This window comes from Alcaligenes sp. DN25, assembly GCF_023674485.1.
In the GTDB taxonomy this organism is placed as follows: Bacteria; Pseudomonadota; Gammaproteobacteria; order Burkholderiales; family Burkholderiaceae_B; genus Alcaligenes; species Alcaligenes phenolicus.
In genome coordinates this window covers 3,627,831-3,646,741 of sequence record NZ_CP098408.1, presented here as the reverse complement: position 1 = coordinate 3,646,741, position 18,911 = coordinate 3,627,831, and the positions used below count along the sequence as shown (strand labels likewise).

16 protein-coding genes are annotated in these 18,911 nt (G+C 53.6%); 10 read left to right on the top strand and 6 right to left on the bottom strand.

What is annotated here, in order from left to right; all coding sequences use genetic code 11:
• The 6 genes from NBV64_RS16880 (at window position 1) to hpaI (ending at window position 7,162) form a co-directional block, all read left to right on the top strand.
• Window positions 1–1,254, top strand: a complete 1,254-nt coding sequence (locus tag NBV64_RS16880; RefSeq protein WP_250756190.1) for an ABC transporter ATP-binding protein — start codon at window positions 1–3, stop codon at window positions 1,252–1,254.
• On the top strand, window positions 1,244–3,439 hold the full coding sequence (locus NBV64_RS16875; RefSeq protein WP_250756189.1) for a methyltransferase domain-containing protein: 2,196 nt from the start codon (window positions 1,244–1,246) through the stop codon (window positions 3,437–3,439). The genes NBV64_RS16880 and NBV64_RS16875 overlap by 11 nt, the downstream gene beginning before the upstream one ends.
• Before the next feature lie 175 nt (window positions 3,440–3,614).
• Window positions 3,615–4,628: an ABC transporter substrate-binding protein gene (locus tag NBV64_RS16870; RefSeq protein WP_250756188.1), complete on the top strand. Its 1,014-nt coding sequence runs from the start codon at window positions 3,615–3,617 to the stop codon at window positions 4,626–4,628.
• Window positions 4,628–5,455, top strand: a complete 828-nt coding sequence (locus NBV64_RS16865; RefSeq protein ID WP_238441731.1) for an ABC transporter permease — start codon at window positions 4,628–4,630, stop codon at window positions 5,453–5,455. The genes NBV64_RS16870 and NBV64_RS16865 overlap by 1 nt, the downstream gene beginning before the upstream one ends.
• A complete protein-coding gene (locus tag NBV64_RS16860) occupies window positions 5,431–6,174 on the top strand; it encodes an ABC transporter ATP-binding protein (protein WP_250756187.1) in 744 nt (247 codons plus the stop codon). The genes NBV64_RS16865 and NBV64_RS16860 overlap by 25 nt, the downstream gene beginning before the upstream one ends.
• 181 nt (window positions 6,175–6,355) lie before the next feature.
• Entirely contained in the window at window positions 6,356–7,162 is an 807-nt protein-coding gene (gene hpaI, locus NBV64_RS16855; RefSeq protein WP_250756186.1) for a 4-hydroxy-2-oxoheptanedioate aldolase, read from the top strand.
• Between the two features lie 120 nt (window positions 7,163–7,282).
• On the opposite strand, the gene NBV64_RS16850 is transcribed toward hpaI, so the two are convergent.
• The 5 genes from NBV64_RS16850 to rimO form a co-directional block, all read right to left on the bottom strand.
• Window positions 7,283–8,170 (bottom strand): LysR family transcriptional regulator, encoded by an 888-nt coding sequence (locus NBV64_RS16850; RefSeq protein WP_250756185.1) that lies wholly within the window; start codon window positions 8,168–8,170, stop codon window positions 7,283–7,285.
• A gap of 300 nt (window positions 8,171–8,470) precedes the next feature.
• On the bottom strand, window positions 8,471–9,232 hold the full coding sequence (locus NBV64_RS16845; RefSeq protein WP_042486802.1) for a maleate cis-trans isomerase family protein: 762 nt from the start codon (window positions 9,230–9,232) through the stop codon (window positions 8,471–8,473).
• Window positions 9,233–9,472: 240 nt separating this feature from the next.
• Window positions 9,473–9,997 (bottom strand): gamma carbonic anhydrase family protein, encoded by a 525-nt coding sequence (locus NBV64_RS16840; RefSeq protein ID WP_250756184.1) that lies wholly within the window; start codon window positions 9,995–9,997, stop codon window positions 9,473–9,475.
• A gap of 15 nt (window positions 9,998–10,012) precedes the next feature.
• The gene (locus NBV64_RS16835) at window positions 10,013–11,686 is read right to left on the bottom strand and encodes a sulfatase-like hydrolase/transferase (RefSeq protein ID WP_250756183.1); all 1,674 of its coding nucleotides are present in this window, start codon (window positions 11,684–11,686) and stop codon (window positions 10,013–10,015) included.
• A 65-nt stretch (window positions 11,687–11,751) separates the two neighbouring features.
• Window positions 11,752–13,071, bottom strand: coding sequence for a 30S ribosomal protein S12 methylthiotransferase RimO (rimO, locus tag NBV64_RS16830; RefSeq protein ID WP_250756182.1), 1,320 nt, complete (start codon window positions 13,069–13,071; stop codon window positions 11,752–11,754).
• Between the two features lie 204 nt (window positions 13,072–13,275).
• Between rimO and rsmB the strand changes: the two genes are divergently transcribed.
• Genes rsmB through NBV64_RS16810 form a run of 4 tightly spaced genes read left to right on the top strand, consistent with a single transcriptional unit; the run spans window position 13,276 to window position 18,266 of the window.
• Window positions 13,276–14,580, top strand: a complete 1,305-nt coding sequence (rsmB, locus tag NBV64_RS16825; RefSeq protein ID WP_250757260.1) for a 16S rRNA (cytosine(967)-C(5))-methyltransferase RsmB — start codon at window positions 13,276–13,278, stop codon at window positions 14,578–14,580.
• A 48-nt stretch (window positions 14,581–14,628) separates the two neighbouring features.
• Window positions 14,629–15,213 carry a DUF4390 domain-containing protein gene (locus NBV64_RS16820; protein WP_026483737.1) on the top strand — a complete coding sequence of 195 codons (585 nt, stop codon included), beginning with the start codon at window positions 14,629–14,631 and terminating at the stop codon, window positions 15,211–15,213.
• Complete coding sequence (locus NBV64_RS16815; RefSeq protein WP_250757259.1) at window positions 15,213–17,549, top strand: sensor histidine kinase; 2,337 nt, start codon at window positions 15,213–15,215, stop codon at window positions 17,547–17,549. Before NBV64_RS16820 ends, NBV64_RS16815 begins: the two co-directional genes overlap by 1 nt.
• A 21-nt stretch (window positions 17,550–17,570) precedes the next feature.
• Window positions 17,571–18,266, top strand: coding sequence for a response regulator (locus tag NBV64_RS16810; protein ID WP_009458594.1), 696 nt, complete (start codon window positions 17,571–17,573; stop codon window positions 18,264–18,266).
• Between the two features lie 112 nt (window positions 18,267–18,378).
• On the opposite strand, the gene NBV64_RS16805 is transcribed toward NBV64_RS16810, so the two are convergent.
• Window positions 18,379–18,873 carry a 6,7-dimethyl-8-ribityllumazine synthase gene (locus NBV64_RS16805; protein WP_009458595.1) on the bottom strand — a complete coding sequence of 165 codons (495 nt, stop codon included), beginning with the start codon at window positions 18,871–18,873 and terminating at the stop codon, window positions 18,379–18,381.
• Between the last annotated feature and the right edge of the window lie 38 nt (window positions 18,874–18,911).

Sequence of the window (18,911 nt, the reverse complement as noted above, 5' to 3'; positions counted from 1 at the left end):
ATGGTCGTTATTCAAGACGTCTCCAAGGTTTATAAAATATATGAAAAACCTTCCGATAGACTTCGACAAATGTTTAAACGAAGTTGTCAGTACTATAGAGAGTTTGCGGCCCTGTCAAAGCTCAGTTTTTCTATCAGGCGTGGTGAAACGTTCGGGATAATAGGCAGAAATGGCAGCGGGAAATCAACTTTGTTACAGATGATTTGTGGCACTGTTGCTCCGACTACGGGACAGATTTCTATCCAAGGTCGAATTGCTGCACTGCTGGAGCTAGGGGCTGGTTTTAACCCTGAGTTTACGGGCAGGGATAATATTCTGCTGAACGCTGCAATCTTGGGGTATCCCAAAGAGAAGATTGAACACAAGATGAGTCAGGTTATAGGGTTTTCTGAGTTAGAAGACTTTATAGATCAGCCTGTTAAAACCTATTCAAGTGGCATGTATGCTCGCCTAGCGTTTTCTGTTGCTATTCACGTCGAGCCAGAGATTCTTATTGTAGATGAGGCCTTGGCAGTTGGGGATGCCCGCTTTGTTGCAAAGTGCATGCGACGAATAAATGAAATTAGAGATGCTGGAACTACTATTATATTTGTAAGTCATGATATCTCCAGTATTCGCTCCCTTTGTGATAGGGTTTTGTGGCTGGATAAAGGAAGATTGATTGATATAGGTGAGGTTTTTCCAATTACCAGCAGATATATGGAGTATATGTTCAAAGAGGATGAGGACATAGAGACTGTATCTGCGCCGGAGCTTTTGGAAGATGCGCCAAGGGATGATGAAGAAGGCCTTGATGACCGGCCCTCATCCCATTGGGGTTCGAATATCGGCATTATTAAATATGCGGCTGTTCAGGATAAAAATGGGAAAAAGGTTGATCTTATTTCTTGGGGACAAGATATAAGAGTCGAAGTTAGATATCAACTAACACCAGGGATTTCTATTGAGGATCTTGTGATTGCATTTTCAATCAAGGATTTGAAAGGCAACGATATTCTTGTTTCGACATTCCAAGACCAGCTGACGGAACGGACGCAAGGGCAGGAAAGGAGTATTCAGTTTTCTTTTAGAAATTATTTAGCGTCAGGTAGGTATCTTTTGGTGGCTACGGTGGAAAAACGAAATGATACGGATGTTCATTATTATGAATATTATGAAGGTGCGCATTATTTTGTTGGGATTACCGAAGAGAAAATGTTCGGGATTTTTAGTCCGGAAGTGATTGTTCAGGCGACTGCTCAGTATGAAAAATAATATTAATTCCAGAACTTATTGGGAAGCACGATTTCAGGAGGATTGGGATACGAATTCTGGTCCTGAACAGTCCCGTTTTTTTGCTAGAACAGCCATGAATAATTTGCCACCATGGTTTATCAAGGCGGTGAATGACGAAAGCCTTAGTATTGCTGACTGGGGTTGTGCTCAAGGTGATGGAACGAATGTTCTTGCTAACTTTTTTCCGCCCCATAGGCTTAGTGGGGTTGATTTCTCGGCTGCCTCTATAAAAGTTGCTAAGGAGCGTTATGAGGCCATTGATTTTTTGACGGAAGATTGGCTTGAAAGTAATGTTAGTGAAAAGAAATATGATTTTATATTTTCTTCCAATACATTAGAGCATTTTCATGATCCATTCTCTGTGATTTCTAAAATATCTTCCAAAGCCAATTTGGGATTGATTTTTGCTTTGCCATACAGAGAGTATGAAAGAATTGATGAGCATTTCTTTACATTTACCGAGGAGAATATTCCGGTAAGGTTGGGGGGATTTAAGCTCTTATGGTCAAAGGTTGTTGATTGCAGTATTGTTCCTAATAATATGTGGCCTGGCGATCAAATTATTCTTGTTTATGCCAAGGATGAATGGTCCAGGAGTAAGGTATCCAGGCTGGTTGATGTTCATATTGACTCTGATTGTTTTAATAAGCCATTGTTGGGCTATGACTCTGAGGGCTGGAAAAGGGAATATGAGTTTTCAAAAATTCTAAAAGAAAATTTGCTTGAAATTCATGCTCTTTTGGATCGATCTAACGATTTAAGATCTGAGATTGAGAATTTGAAATTGGCTCATGAAAATAGTAAAGAGATTGCTGATGGGTTAAATAAGGAGATTTCCAGTTTAAATTCTCGTTTAACTAATAAGGAGGCAGAAGTTAATTTTCTTCGAAGCTCCACTTCTTGGAAACTAACTAGACCGTTGCGAGTTTTGGCGAGGTTTTTAAAGGACCCCATTAATTTTCAACGTAATGTGAAAAGCTATTTCGCATGGAGGCGAGGTGGGGGAGTTACGCCAACAGCGGTAGTTGCTCCATCGCAGACAATGGGAGGCCAGAGTGCAGATCTTAGTTGGGCACAGTTTGATGCAAACGTGCTGGCATTCCGTAATGAATATCGCGGGGTTTTTATCCAGTCGATTGTGATTGATTGGAATGTCCCTCTTTATCAGCGCCCGCAGCACATGGCCAAGGCTTTGGGGCGACTAGGGTATCTGGTGATTTATGAGACGGTATGCTGGACTAGTGATACGGTCAATGGTGCGCGCTATCTTGGTGACAACGTGTGGCTGGTCAATGCTCGGGAGTCTCACAGTTTGAAGGGTGTACTACGCTCCTTCTATAGTACGGCGCATAATGAGTACGGTCCTCACATGCTTGATGGCAACGTGATGGTGTATGAGTACATCGATCATATTGACTCGGCTATTTCGGGTGACAACGTGCATGCGTTGAGCCGATTTAAAGAGATGGCGTTTGGGGGAGATGCTGACTATATTGTTGCATCGTCCAAGGCTTTGCGTGATGAAGCGATCCAGGCTGTCGGGGTGGAGAAGGTGGTGTTTGTGCCTAACGGTGTGGACTGTGATCACTACCGCCGTGATTGGAGTCACGTTGCCTTACCTGAACGCTACAAGCAGTTCTTGGGCAAGTATCAGCGCATTGTGGGCTACTTTGGGGCGTTGGCGCCTTGGCTGTGGTATGAGGTGATCAATGAGCTGGCTGAACGCTTTCCTGATCATGGTTTTGTGTACATGGGGCCTGATTACTACGGCGGGAGTGAAAAGCTGTCACAACGAGACAATGTGTTGTGGCTTGGGGCCATTGATTATGCTGTGCTTCCTGCTTATGCGCAGCATTTTAATATTGCCATCATTCCGTTTGAGCCAGGTGAGATCGCCCGGACGACGTCTCCGTTGAAGCTGTTTGAGTATTTTGCTTTGGAGGTTCCTGTGGTGGTGACCTCTGCCATGGATGAGTGCACGTGTTACCCCGAGGTGTTCTCAGCCGGCTCTCTGGAAGAGTATGTTGAGCAGATTGGGCGAGCCTTTGCGGTTAAGGACGATCCTGCTTATCGGGCTCGGATGCGTCAGTTGGCTGATGAGAATGCATGGTCGGCCAGAGCTGAGGAAATGATTAAACTTTTTCCAAAAGAGGGCGATGTATAAGTAGAGAAGGGAGAAAAGAAAGCCCATCTTTTGAGGGTTGATGGGCTTTTTCCTTCCATGGGAGTTTGAGGATGCGTAAAGAAAGTGGTTTTTATGCTTTGCAGTTATTAGCAAATAAAGATGCGTCTCTCCAACAGGTTTAAGCTTCAGTTTTCGCCTGTTTCACGAGATCTTTATGTTTTTCCGTTATTTAGCCCCCAGTGTTCTAGCTCTTTCTATCTCCTTCTCTGCACAGGCTGCCGAGCAAGCGCTGGAGATCGGCTATTTGCCCATCATGCCTGCCGCTCAATTGTTCGTAGGCTTAGGGTCGGGCGACTTACTGCCCAAGGGGCAGCCAGATCCCAAGCTGGTGCAGTTTCAGAGTGGGCCTGCACTGACTCAGGCTTTGATCGCCGGTCAGCTGGACGTGGCTTATGTGGGTATTGGGCCCGCTTTGGTGGCCAAGGCCAAGGAGGCTGACGTCAAGGTTGTCGCGTCCAATATCGTGGAACAGGTCAGTGTGGTGGCGATTGGCGATCTGGCCGCTTATCTGGATGCGGACAAGCCTGATTTCGCAGCGGCTGTCGCCAAGTTCACCCAAGAGAAGGGTCACAAGCCCAAGGTTGCCAGCTACCCCAAAGGCGCTGTGCCAGAGGCTGCCTTGCAGTACTGGCTGCGCAATATGCTGAAAGTAGACCCGAATGTGGTCGAGGTGATCTACCAGGGCGAGGCCCAGATTCAACAGGCCTTGAGCAATCACGCTGTTGATGCCGCCGCCATTCTGGAACCTACGGTTAGCCAAATTCTGCAGCGCCAGCCCGATGCCAAGATTGTGGCTCACGGTGGGGAGTTGTTCCCCAATGAGCCAGGTTCGGTGCTGCTGGTACGCGAAGGCTTGATCAAGTCCAATCCTGAATTGGTTCAACATCTGGTGAATGCACACCTGCGTGCTACGGCTTTGTTGCGTGATGAGCCTGCCAAAGCCACTCCTTATGTGCAGAAGTATGTAGGCGGTGGTCGCTTGCCTAAAGAGATTGTGCAAGCCGCTATCGAGCGCTCGCGTGATCAGTTCCAGCCTGACCCTCACAAGATTATTGATGGCACGGTTCAACTGCAGGATTTCCAGGTTTCTTTAGGCACGCTGGCTACCAAGCTGGATGATGTTCAAAGCCTGTTTGACGTTCGCTTTTATGAAAAGGCAGCACCGTAATGAGCGTTGCGAAACAAGCAAGTTTGCCCGCTGCAGCACCCGCAACTGCGGGTGCCCTGGTTGATGCCTTGTGGCGTCGCGGTCTGGAGCGGATTGTTTACGGCGTAGCCGGTCTGGCCTTGTTTATCCTGGTGTGGCGCCTGGCTTATGTCTATGGCTGGGCTCCGCGGGGTACCTTGCCTGATCCATTGAGCTTGCCCTCGGCTTTGTTCCAGGAGATTGAAGCCGGTCGTCTTTGGCCGGCTGCTCAGTCCAGTCTGGTGCATTATTTCTGGGGCTTGGGCATCGGCACTTTCCTGGGTATTGCTTTTGGTCTGGCGGCGGCAACGATCCATCGCTTTGATTTGCTGCAAGCTTACTTGGTTCGCTTGCTGCGTCCTATCCCGCCCTTGGCGTGGGTGGTGTTTGCCATTGCCTGGTTCAAGGTCAGCCATACTGGCGCAGCCTTTGTGATTGCAATCGGTGTGTTCTGGCTGAATTACTTTGCTACTTACAGTGCGGTGCGCTCGGTCGATCCCCGCTATTACGAATTGGCTGCGGCTTTCGGGCATAACTCCTATTTCGCTCGCGCCTGGACGGTAGTGTTGCCAGCGATCAGCCCCGGCTTGTTGAGTGGTGTGCGTGCTGGTATCGGTCAAGCCTGGATGACGCTGATTGCAGCCGAGTTGCTGGGTGTGCCTGGCATGGGTCAGGAAATGAATGCCGCTGCGGGTGTGGGTGCTTACGATGCGGTGGTGGTCTATATGTTGATCATCTCGGTGGTCTACACCTTGTGCGATATGCTTTTTCTGGCTTTCAACAAATGGGTACTTCAGTGGCAGCCTTGATTCAGTTCCAGGGGTTTGGTTTTCAGTACCCCGGTGCGCCTGCACCAGTGATCCGCGATGTGAATCTGGAAGTTCAGGCAGGGCATTTTGTGGCGATTGTAGGTGGTTCGGGTGTAGGCAAGAGCACCTTGTTGCGTGCGGCAGCCGGTTTGAGCCAGCCTAGCTTCGGACATCTGCGTTCCAACCTGCAAGATAGTCCTGGCCGTCGTGCCAATGCCTTCGTGTTTCAGGACAGTCGTCTGTTGCCTTGGCGACGTATTGCTTCCAACGTGGCTTATGGTCTGGAAGGGTTGGGCCTGTCGCGTGAAGAGCGCGATCAGCGTGTGGATGCCGCCTTGAATCAGGTGGGTTTGGCGCATCTGAAAGACCGCTGGCCGCATCAACTGTCGGGTGGTCAGGTACAGCGTGTTGGCATTGCCCGTGCCTTGGCTGTGCAGCCGGATTTGTTGTTGATGGATGAACCTTTTTCTGCCGTGGATGCCTTGACTCGTCAGGCCTTGCAGGATGAGCTGGTTCAAGTGTGGCAGCGTAGTTCGGCAGCGGTTCTGTTTGTGACGCACGACATTGACGAAGCGGTCTTTTTGGCCGATACCATTATCGTTCTGGGTGGCAGCCCGGCTGGTGTCAGTGTCCGGATAGAGGTAGACCTGCCACGTCCGCGAGATCGCACTACACTCCGCTTTGGGGAGTTGGTGAAAGAGGTTGGTCAGGCCTTGTAATTACGTCTGCCATTGCATCAAGAAGAACGGCCCATTGAGTGGGCCGTTTCTGTTGCCTACTCTTGTCTGCTGGTTCTGCATGGGTATGCTCAGAGACAAAACAATCAGGCCCTGTGCTCACTTCTACCTTGTGCGCTTTACACTACTTGTTTGACGCCTAAACACATGACAAGGAGAGGACATGAAGCACCCGGTAAATGCATTCAAGCAGGCTTTGCGGCAGGGTCAGTCCCAGATTGGTTTGTGGCATGGCTTGGCCAGCCCGTATGTGGCGGACCTCTGTGCAGGCCTGGGCTATGACTGGATCTTGCTGGATGGCGAGCATGTTCCCAATACGGTACAGACTTTGTTGGCGCAGTTGCAGGCCGTATCGGCCCATCCTATTGCGCCGATTGTGCGTCCCAGCTGGAATGACCCTGTGCAGATCAAGCTGCTGCTGGATATGGGGGCTCAGAATCTTTTAATCCCCATGGTGCAAAACGCTGAACAGGCCAAAGCGGCTGTTGCCGCAACACGTTATCCTCCGCACGGTATTCGCGGGGTGGGGGCAGCCTTGGCGCGTGCTGCTCGCTGGGGGGCGACCACGGACTATGTAGCGTGGGCCAATCAGGAAATGTGTGTAATTTGTCAGGTGGAAACTCGCGAGGCGCTGGATAATCTGGACGAGATTCTGGCGGTAGAGGGCGTGGACGGTATTTTCATCGGTCCGGCGGACTTAGCGGCCAGCATGGGGTATTTAACCGAGCCGGGGCACCCGGATGTTCTGTCAGCAATTGAGGACGCGATCGTGCGTATCAGCAAGGCGGGCAAGGCTCCCGGAATCTTGCAGGCTAATGTCGAGGCAGCGCATCACTATTTGTCCTTGGGGGCCTTGTTTGTGGCCGTAGGCGTGGACGCGGTGTTATTGCGGCAGGCGGCAACGGCTTTGTTGGGTCAATTCAAGGACGAGGTTGATGTGCTCGTTGCTCAGCCCGGCGCCGCTTACTAAAGCTGGTTTGATTGCCAGGCGTCTTGCGGATAGCTGCTCCGCCTCAGTTATGTTGTAAAGGCCGGGCCTGCTTATTAGACGATATGACCTTGGCCGTAGCACCGGCTAAGGTCGGCTTTCTTAAGCGCCGCTCTCGAGCAGGAAGCTCAGCAAGGTTTCGGCGCTGGGCTGTAAATCGCTACGGCGGCGCAGCCCGATCAGGATTTCTCGCTGACTCCATTCTTCGTCCAGCTCAATCACACGAGTATTGGGGATCTGATAAATGCTGGCACTCTTGCGCGGCAAGATGCCAATACCCATGCCCGCATTGATCAATAAGCACATGGCGTCGTAGCCCGACACTTCGGTGCGGATGCGCACGGAGCGGTTGGCTTCCATGGCGGTTTTGGTGATCTGGTAATGCAGCTGCGTGCCGGTCAGTAGCGTAATCTGCTCATGTTCCAGCGTCTGCTCGAAACGGATTCTTTCATGCTGAGCCAAGGGGTGATTGATAGGCACCAGCACGACTAGCTTGTCACTGCGAAATGGGTAAGCTTCGATATCGGCTGCATAAGGCAGGCGGGTAAAGACACCCAGGTCGGCTTTGCCCTCTGCCAGAGCCCGAATAATGTCCAGGCTGGTTTGTTCTTCCAGTTGCAGGGGAATAGCGGGGTGCAGACGTCCAAATTCGCCCAGAGGCTCGGCCAGAAACTGGGAGATAGCCGATGTATTGGCCAGGATATGTACCAGCCCTTGCTGGCCTTGCGAAAACGCTTGAAGGCGCGTTTCGATCTCTTGCGCACTGTTGAGCAAGGCACGTGAGCGGTACAGCAGCTCCAGGCCCGCCGCAGTTGGGCTGACACCTTTGTTCGTACGCAGCAGCAAGGTGGTGTTCAGAGACTGTTCCAGATCCGCAATCCGGCGGCTGACCGCGGCGGCAGCAATATGCTCACGCTCTGCCGCTTGGCTGATCGTGCCTTCTTCCAGGATGCGGACAAACAGTTTGAGGGTTAGAAGGTCCAGTTTCATGCAGGCATCATATCGCTTTTTTCTGATTATCTGCATCTGGGCTGACGGTGGCAGCGGAGAGAGTCATCGCTCCAAGCTATAGGGCTATTTCGCGGCGCGTCTACGTCATATGTCCATAAGGATGTAGTAGCAGAGGGTGTTATCAGCCTGTATCGAGGGCGAACGACCGGCCATGGCTTGGCGTTTGTTTATGAGTCGCTACAACTGCGGTTTTTACGGTACGCATTGAGGACGTCTAAGCATAAAAAAAGCCCCGCCGACTGTATGTCGGCAGGGCTTTGTACCGCTAAGCCTGTTCGATCAGGCTTGTGGCTTGGCGCCAGACAGGATGTGGCCAGCGTTAGGCACGCGGGTTTCCAGACCCAGGGTCTTGAGCATTTGGTACACGGTGCAAACAGCGGCGGACAGAACGGGCTTGCCGATCTGGTCTTGAGCGCGCTGGATAGCAGGCAGGGAAGGCATCTGCACGCAAGCGGACAGAATAACTGCGTCCACGCCGTCGTGGTTCAGGCGCTTGACGTGCTCCAGCAGGTTCTCTGGATTCAACAGGCCCACTTCCAGGTTGTCCGACACTTCCAGGCTGATGGAGTCTTGAACTTCGATGCCTTCAGCTTCGATGTAGTCAGCCACACGCTTGGTCAGCGGTTTCATGTAAGGGGTGATGATGGAGACTTTCTTGTAGCCGAATTCTTTCAGCGTATCGACCAGGGCGCCGGCCGAGCTCAGCACAGGAATTTCCACGCCGTTTTCTTTAACGGTGTTTTGCAGACGGGCTTGCGACACGCGGTGGTAGCCGTCGCCTTGGGCCATGATGGCGACCAGGCAAGCGTAGGCCATCACGCTCATGCGGGCGTCGCTCAGCTCAACAGCACAGCGATCGCTGGCGATGTCCATGGCTTTCAGCTCTTCGGGATTCACGTGCATCATGCGCATGCGCGAGGAGTGGAATGTGAAGCGCTCTTCAGGAAACTCGGCGTAACGAGCCTGCAACATGGCAGGAATCTCGGTTTCCATGGTGGTGTTGGAGCTGGGGACGATCTGACCGATGCGGTAGGTTTTCATAGGGATCTGTCTCTGAAGGTGGTTTTTAGATTGACGCCTTCATTCTAGGACCCGTTTTCTTCCTTGCAAATCAATCATCTGTCAACGTGCCATCGCCAACGGCGATGGCAGGAGGGGTAGGGACCAGGACAGTCCGGATTGCCAGCGTTGAGTGGCCTCGCATATTTTCCGGAGGCTTTTTAAGCGACAGCTGACTGTATGGTGTGTGACAAAGAGGAACCCGGTGTACGCCTGTTTTTCTTAGCCTATGCGTTTCAAGGCCGTTTTGTAGTGGCCACCGCGTTGGGCGTAAACACTGGCGTTTTGACGTAGCTTGGCAATGTCCTCATCGCTCAGGGTACGTACGGCTTTGGCGGGCGATCCGATGATCAGGCTGCGCTCCGGGAACACTTTGCCTTCAGTGACCAATGCGCCAGCACCAACCAGGCTATCGCGACCGATGACGGCACCGTTCAGTACGACCGCCTGGATGCCGATCAAGGCGCCTTCACCGATGGTACAGCCGTGCAGCATGGCCTGGTGGCCGATGGTGACATGATCGCCAATATCCAGCGGGTAGCCAGGGTCGGTGTGCAGTACTGCGCCTTCTTGCACGTTGGAGCCTACACCCACAGTAATGGTTTCGTTGTCGCCACGGATAACGGCACCGGGCCAGACACTGCTTTGCTCCTTCAAAATGACCTTGCCAATCAGGGTCGCCTCTGCGGCAACGAAGCTGCTGTCGTGGATTTGTGGGCTGTGTTCGTCTAGTTGATAAATAGGCATAACAATGTACAAAAATCAGAAGTCGAAGAGGGAGGCGGAGTACAACCAGCCTGGATAGGATTCGCTGCGCTGGGTATAGGTGAGCTTTGGGGCAGATGAGCAAAGATCATAATGCCGGGCATACTGGAATGCCGGCAAGATAGCGCCTGCAGAAGCCTCGTTAATGATCTGGCCAAGGCAGAAAAAGGGTTGATGGTTCAAGCGGGCTGCCAGATCCTGATCACGATAATAAATATAGCCCGGTACGTCACCCAGTATCTCTTTTGAGGCGGAGGGAGAGAACATATAGTCGTCGTTCATTTCCCCTGTTCGTATGAAAAAGTCATCTGAAAAGATATTTTCTTGATGGAAAAAGCGGGTCAAGGCTGGTTTGTGGTCTCCAACAAGCAGGATCAGGGAGTCTGGATGGTCGGCAAGGAGTCGGTCGGCAAAATCAGCTGCATCACGCAGGCTTTGAGTGAGTTTTTCTTGGTAGTGTTGCTCGCCATGGTCACCGTCGCGTGGGTAGTAGGCCCCGTGTGTATAGACGGTTGTGATGAACTGAAAGTTTGGTCTGTCACTGTTTTGCCGCTCTTGAGTTGCCGCCTTGAAAAGAATCTCATCGTTGGCCCATATCGGGCCGTCGTAGTTCATGTCTTCAAGAGCAAGAAACCGTCGAAACCCAAGCTTTGGATTAATAATGTGTCGGTTCCAGAAGACCGCATTGTGATTGTGTAGTGAGACGCTGGCATAGCCGCTGTTTTCAAGGCTACGGGGCCAACTCCAAGCTTGTGGGGAGAGCAGCTTCGTGTACTCCTGGTAAATGATGCCATTTAAGGCACCATTTGCAGGTAATCCTGTCAGGAGTTCAAATGCTGAGTTGACAGTCCCTCCCCCATACACAGGGGCAATAGCGCGGAAGGCTTGAAAGCCGATTTTTTCTAAAGGACTGAACGCTTCTTTGAAATGCTGTTCATCATGCCAGCATGCTTCACAAAGAATCACAATGATGTTTGAAGGCTGACCTGACGTATCAGTGCTGGACTCTGTCAAAATATCAAATTGCTCCCGTTCTGTGGTTGAAGGCTTCGGGGGCATACGGCGCTGACTTGTTTGAACTAAATGGGTGAGCAGGCCATTTTTTCTGATATTTCTGGGCCAGTCCCAGACGACATAGTTGATGTCTTGCCGCGTCAGCTCAAACTGCGCTACGTGACTTAATGAGGTGTCGATACGGTTTAAGTAAGGATGGAGGGACAGCAGGGAGAAAAGGGCTGCCAGCACAATTCCGGTCTTTTTTAAGCGTGCTGTTTGATCAAGGCGCATCAGCAGCACAATCCCGGCGACCACTAGTAAGGCATAGATGATGTGGGATTGGTTTATGTAGTGCGGCACAACTGACAGATTGTCAGTGCGAGTGACATCTGTCCAGCTAAGCGGTTCAGTAGTCAGCGCTTGCTTGGTGTTACTGACTTCTGTCAGTAACAAGGAGGCCCCCGCAGTCAGGGCCCCGGCTACTGTACAGGGCAGAACCACTCGCAGTAGAAAGTAGAGCGCAAATAGCGGGGCCATAGAGAGCGCCAGCGCAAGCCATCGATATTGGCCTGCCTCATCCAGAAAGAGAAAATCCAGATGGTCTTGCAAAAGATAGTGCTGGAAGTACCCCAGCGCGATAACAACAACCAGATCAATGAGTCGTGTTCTTATCATGTCGTAAGCGAATAGCCCGGCTCGAGGGCCGGGCTATTGTCAAATGAACGTAGGGACGTTCGAGCTTAGCTTGTTTCTCCAAACAAGTCATATTCACTGGAATCCGTAATGCGCACGCGCACCATTTGGCCGGGTTCCAGTTTTTGTTCGCTGGTGATGAAAACGTTGCCGTCAATTTCGGGGGCGTCGGCGCTGGAGCGGCCAACGGCATCGCCGTCTTCGTCGATCTCATCAATCAGCACGTCCATTTCGCGGCCTACTTTGGCAGCCAGGCGAGCGGTGGAGATGGCTTGCTGATGTTCCATGAAGCGTTCCCAACGCTCTTGCTTGACTTCATCAGGGACGATGCCGTCAAGCTTGTTGGCGGGGGCGCCTTCAACAGGCGAATACTGGAAGCAGCCGACGCGATCCAGCTGGGCTTCGGTCATCCAGTCCAGCAGGTACTGGAAGTCTTCCTCGGTTTCGCCGGGGAAGCCCACGATGAAAGTGGAGCGGATGGTCAGATCCGGGCAGTCCTGACGCCATTGCTTGATGCGAGACAGGGTGCGGTCCTCAAACGCAGGGCGCTTCATGGCGCGCAGCACGGAAGGGCTGGCGTGCTGGAAGGGGATATCCAAGTACGGCAGCACTTTGCCCTCGGCCATCAGGGGAATGATATTGTCCACATGCGGGTAGGGGTAGACGTAGTGCAGACGCACCCACGCACCCAGCTCGGACAGGGCGGCGCTCAAGTCCAGCATGCTGCTCTTGACGGGGCGGCCATTCCAGAAGCCGGTGCGCTGGCGGATGTCCACGCCGTAGGCGCTGGTGTCCTGCGAGATCACCAGCAGCTCTTTGACACCTGCCTTGACCAGACGCTCGGCTTCGCCCAGCACCTCGCCGACAGGACGGCTGACGAGCTTGCCGCGCATGGACGGGATAATACAGAAGCTGCAGCTGTGGTTACAGCCTTCGGAAATCTTCAGGTAGGCGTAGTGACGCGGGGTCAGCTTGATGCCTTGTGGCGGTACCAGATCAATGTAGGGATTGTGGTCCAGCGAGGGCGGGGCGGCTTCACGCACGGCACGCAGGACTTGTTCATATTGCTGGGGGCCGCTGACGGACAGCACCGAGGGGTGTACGTCGCGAATCAATCCTTCGTCCACACCCATACAACCGGTGACAATGACACGGCCGTTCTCAGCTAGTGCCTCGCCGATCGCTTCCAGCGATTCAGCCTTGGCGCTGTCGATAAAGCCACAGGTATTGACCACCACCACATCTGCATTGTCGTAGCTGGGGGTGATCTGGTAGCCGTCGGTACGCAGCTGGGTAAGAATTCGTTCGGAATCGACCAGGGCCTTGGGACAACCCAGGCTCACGAATCCGACTTTGGGGGCGCTCATAGAGGGTCCTTCTGGAGCTTGAGGGCTCGAAATTGGGAAATAGGCTTGATTTTACCGTCCCATGCCCGGATGCGTGCGGATCTTGTGCGTTTGAGCCCGGTTTATGCGGCAAATAGTGCTACAGTCGCAGTCATATTTTTCTTTTCTAGCGGTTGTTCTGTGTCCGACACCCATCTTTCCCCCTCTTTGCCCCTGTCCGAAGTCATGCTGCTGAGCGCGCGCAATATTGAAGGCGTGCTGGCAGGCAAGTCCCTGACTGAAAGCCTGGCTGCAACGCCAGCGCCAGCCCGTGCGGCAGTGCAGTCTGTCAGCTTCCATGTTTTGCGCCGTCTGGGCCATGCCCGTCAGATTCGTATCACGCTGGTGCCGCGCCAGCCCAGCAATACCTGGCTGGATGCCTTGCTGATGGTGTCGCTGGCCTTGCTGGATACAGCCATGCGCGTGCAAGAGGATGCCAGGACTTTTGAGGATCGCCCGGATGTGCCGGTCTATGCCGTGCATACGGTGGTGGATCAGGCTGTGCGTGCGGCTGATAGCCAGGCTGCGCTGCGTCTGTCCAAGGGCTTGGTGAACGGGGTGCTGCGTCGCTTTACACGCGAGCGCAAGATGATCCTGTCTCAGGTAGAGAGCCGTCCCGAAGCACGCTGGAATCATCCTGGCTGGTGGGTCAAGGAATTGCGTCGTGCTTACCCACGTGATTGGGAAGCGTTGTTGCAAGCGGCTAATCGCCCCGGTCCTTTGACCTTGCGTGTGAATCAGCGTCGTTGCTCGGTGGAGCGCTTGCAGGCGGTGCTGACGGCAGCCGGGATTGCGTCCAGCAGCCCCGGCACGGGTGCCGTTACCTTGGACAAGGCCATGCCGGTTCAGGCGATTCCTGGGTTTGATCTGGGCTGGTGGTCGGTGCAGGACTGGTCGGCTCAGCAAGCCGGTCTGCTTTTGCCGGTCAAGGATGGCATGCGCGTGCTGGATGCTTGCGCGGCCCCGGGTGGCAAGACCGCTCATTTGCTGGAGCAGGCGGATGTTTCCTTGTTGGCCCTGGACTCGGACGGCGAGCGTCTGGAGCGCGTAGGTCATAACCTGCGTCGTCTGGGCCTGGCCAGCGACAAAGTTCAATTGAAACGGGGCGATGCGGCTCGTCCTGCCCAGTGGTGGGATGGTCAGCCCTTTGATGCCATCCTGGCTGATGTGCCTTGTACCGCTTCGGGTATTGTGCGTCGTCACCCCGATATTCGCTGGTTGCGCCGCGAGTCGGACATTGCCGATACCGCGCGTTTGCAAAGCTCTATACTGGATGCCTTGTGGTCCACATTGCAGCCCGGCGGGCATTTCCTGTATTCGACCTGCTCGATTTTCCCGGCTGAAGGGGAGCAACAGGTCGAGGCATTTCTGGCCCGTCACCCCGAGGCGCAGCTTTTGGACTCTCCTGGCCAGATTTTGCCCGGCGTTGCGGGACGATCGCTGGCAGATGGCGACGGTTTTTTCTACGCCTTATTTACGCGCCCGGTTTGACTTGTCACAATTAGGGCTCTGACTTTGTCCTTTTTGCGGTTAATCACGATGTGGCGCGTTTTTCTGTCTTTTCTGCTGATTTTCAACTGCGCGCTAAGCTCGGCCAATACCATTGTGCCGGTCGCTACGTCGGGAGAGCGGGTCGTCAAGGTCGAGCCCCATATTCGGGACGAAAAACTGTATATCGACGCGGATGTCGAATTCGAGTTAAGCCCGGAATTGCGTACCGCTGCCGAGAAAGGGGTGCCGCTGTATTTCACGGTTGAAGTGGAATTGGCCAAACCCCGCTGGTACTGGTTTGACAAAAATGTTGTTAAAGAACAACAAACTTGGCGGGTCGTGTATAACGCCCTGACCCGACAGTGGCGCGTGGGCACCGGGGACCTTTCTCTGCCCGAATCCTCCATGAACGACGCATTGGCCATGCTGCGGCATATTCGCGGCTGGGCCGTGGCCTATGTGGCTGATCTGGATCGCGACCAGGAATACCAGGGTCGTGTACGTTTGCGCCTGGATACCTCTTTGCTGGCCCGTCCGTTTCAAGTGGACGCCATCAATAGTTCTGCCTGGACATTGGCTACTCCATGGAAAACCTTTTCCTTTTCCGTCTCCGTCGACGAGCCCCAACCTTGATACGTTGGATCTTGCGCACCGCTCTGTTCGGAGCGGGTGTCAGCGCGTTGGCGCTGTTTTCTCTTCTTGTCTGGTCTACGGGTAATGCTTCGCGCTATGCGCAGCAGTATGACTTGCTGCTGGTGCTTAACGGTGTACTGGCCGCCACGCTGATTTCCTGGGTGCTGTTGCTGACGATTCGCCTGTTCAGACAAATACGCCGGCGTCAGTTTGGTGCCCGCATGACGGCGCGCTTTGCCTTTTACTTCACCCTGATCGGCATTATTCCGGGGGCATTGATTTATCTGCTTTCGGTGCAGTTCATGTCACGATCGATCGAGTCCTGGTTCAACGTGCGGGTAGATACGGCGCTGGAATCAGGCTTGAGTCTGGGACGTGCCGCCCTGGATTCGCAGCTCAATGAGCTGGAAGGTCGTGCCAATGAAATGGTGTCGGCACTGAACAAGGCGGATAGTGCGCAGTACAGCAGCTTGCTGATCTCCTTGCGTGAGAACAGCGGGGTGACGGAGGCAATGGTGTTCTCCGGCAATGGCCGTTTGATTGCCTTTTCCTCAGCACGGTATGACACCTTGCTGCCGGATATGCCGCCCTCCAGCGTGATGAATCAGCTGCGTATTGCAGGCCGCTATTCGGCTGCCGAGGTGGATGATGATGCGCCTGTTCACGACAACGGCCTGGACGAAGGCGGGGTTCCCGCAGAGTCCACGGGCTTGCGTCTGCGCACGGTTCTACCATTGGCCGATCCCAATCGCTTTGCGGCAACCTTGAGTGGCACGGCAGACTCGCGCTGGCTACAGGTCATTCAGCCTGTGCCGGACAAGATTGCACGCAACGCCAACCAGGTGCAGCAAGGTTTCCGGGATTATCAGGAGCTGGCTTTATCTCGTCAGGGCTTGCGCAAGCTCTACGGCATAACGTTGACGCTGGCCTTGATTCTGGCGGTGTTTACGGCTGTGGCGGCTGCCTTGGCCTTGTCGCGCCGCCTGACGCGTCCTTTGCTGACATTGGCTGCCGGGACGCAGGCGGTAGGGGTAGGGGATTACCGGGCTTTGCCTGAGCCACCTGCCAAAGATGAAGTGGGCCAGCTGACCCGCTCTTTCAATGCCATGACTCGGCAACTGGATGAAGCGCGCCGCATGGTCGAGAAAAATCGTCTGCAGCTGGAACGCTCCAATATGTACCTGGAGTCAGTGCTCAGTAATCTGTCCAGTGGTGTACTGGCGTTTGACGAGATGTTCCGCGTCACCATGTTCAACCAGGGGGCGCAGCGTATCTTGCAGGTGGACTTGCGCTCCATTAAAGGTCGTCCGCTGGAAACGCTGGAAGGGGCCATGACCTTTGCCTCGATGATACGTGAAGCCTTTTCCACGCATCAGGCCATGGGCTCGGATCATCCTTACTGGCAGCAGCAGTTTGAATTGGAAATGCAAGAAGGTAATGAAGCGCGTGATACTATCGTCACCGTTTTGGCCCGTGGTACCTTGCTGCGTGTAGATGGTCAGCCAACCGGGTATCTGGTGGTGTTTGACGATATTACTGACGTGATTTCCGCCAGCCGTCTGGTGGCCTGGAGCGAGGTGGCTCGACGCCTGGCACACGAGATCAAGAACCCGTTAACGCCTATTCAGTTGTCGGCCGAACGACTGGCCATGAAACTGGAGTCGCAGCTGGATGAAGTCCATGCTGCCATGTTGCTGCGCTATACCAATACCATCGTCAATCAGGTCAGTTCGCTCAAGAAGATGGTGGAAGATTTCCGAGAGTATGCTCGTAAACCGGCGACTCAGATGCAAGCTCTGAATCTGAACGAGCTGATTACCGAAGTGCTGACTTTATATGGTTGGGACCCGGAAGAAGGCATGGTCCGGGACGATGGTTATAGTGTGGCAATTGATGTGGAGCTGGACCCTGATTTGCCCATGGTTCAAGGCGACCCCACGCAGCTGCGGCAGGTTATCCATAATCTGCTGGCCAATGCTCGCGAAGCGGCTGCCCAGGATCAATCACTTGACCAGGCGCATGTATTTGTTAAAACCATGATTGCGGGCGTAGAAGGTTCCGACTCTTCTGATGCGGTCAGTTTTGTGGTGTCAGATAACGGGCCTGGTTTTGATCCCCAGATGCTGGTGCGCGTTTTTGAACCTTACGTAACCACCAAGCCCACCGGCACGGGTCTGGGACTTGCTATAGTTAAGAAAATCATCGAGGAGCACGGCGGCAGAATCGATGTTTCCAATCGTCGTGAGGGGGGGGCTCGCATTTCCATCCTCTTTACCCGGCTTGCTGGCCAGCATATTCGTCTGGACTCTGGGCGGCGAGCAAACGATAATGCGTAAAAATCACGTAGGTGACGTTTTATGGCCAGAATTCTGGTAGTTGATGACGAAATCGGCATTCGGGAACTTTTGTCGGAAATTCTTTACGACGAAGGGCACACCGTGCAATTGGCAGAGAATGCCGCCCAGGCTCGCGAGGCACGCTTGCGGGGCCGCCCCGATCTGGTCTTGCTGGATATCTGGATGCCAGACACTGACGGTGTCAGCCTGCTCAAGGAGTGGGCTTCTCAAGGTTTGCTGGATATGCCAGTGGTCATGATGAGTGGTCACGCCACGGTGGATACCGCGGTGGAAGCAACCCGTATTGGTGCGGTGGACTTCCTGGAAAAACCCATTACCATGCAGCGCCTGCTCAAGACTGTTGCTTCAGGTCTGGAGCGTACTGTTGCACCCAAGGCGCTGTCAGCCGCTGCCCGCCCGGTGGTTCAAGGTGGTGATCGCCGCCCTGAAACCGCCACCATGGCTCCCGGTATGGCACCTGCCATGGCCGTCCCTGAAGTCGAGCAGGATGAGTCCCAGCTGGGCAGCATTTCTTTGGATCTGCCTTTGCGCGAAGCGCGTGACGAGTTCGAGCGCATTTATTTTGAATATCATCTGCGCCGCGAAAATCACAGCATGACGCGTGTGTCGGAGCGTACTGGTCTGGAACGCACCCACTTGTACCGCAAGCTTAAACAGCTGGGTATAGACTCGTCGCGCAAGCGTAACCAGTCTTGATACAGTAGTTACCAAATGCATGGCCGGTAAAGTTCCGGCTAGCCCTGTAGCTGCGGGTAAAAGCCGCTCCAGGAGTCGAGAGTATGGCGGCCTTTTCAGGCCGCCTAGTCGTTTAAAGAGCGGCGACGGTTGCCGCAACAGGCAGTGCCTGCAATTTGCTCACGGTATCCAGGCATGTACGGGCCGCTTCCTGGCCCTTGATCACAAAGTGACGGTGGAAGTAATCGTGGTGCTCTTTGCCATCATGGAAATGGTGAGGAGTCAGCACGACTGAAAACACCGGCACGTTGGTGCTGAGCTGGACTTGCATCAAGCCTTGAATCACTGCGGTAGCCACAAAGTCGTGGCGATAAATACCGCCATCAACCACCAGACCGGCAGCCACAACAGCGGCATATTGACCCGATTGGGCCAGACGTTGAGCATGCAGTGGGATTTCAAAGGCGCCGCCCACTTCAAAGAAGTCGATCAGGCTGCTGTCGTGGCCCAGAGCTTTGACTTCGTCGATAAAACCCAGTCGGGCCTGATCCACAATGTCCTTGTGCCAGCAAGCTTGAATAAAGGCGATACGGGGAGCCAGAAGATTGGCTGAGGTAATACTGTTCATGTTGATTTCCTGTTTTATGACAACAAAAACAGGGCATG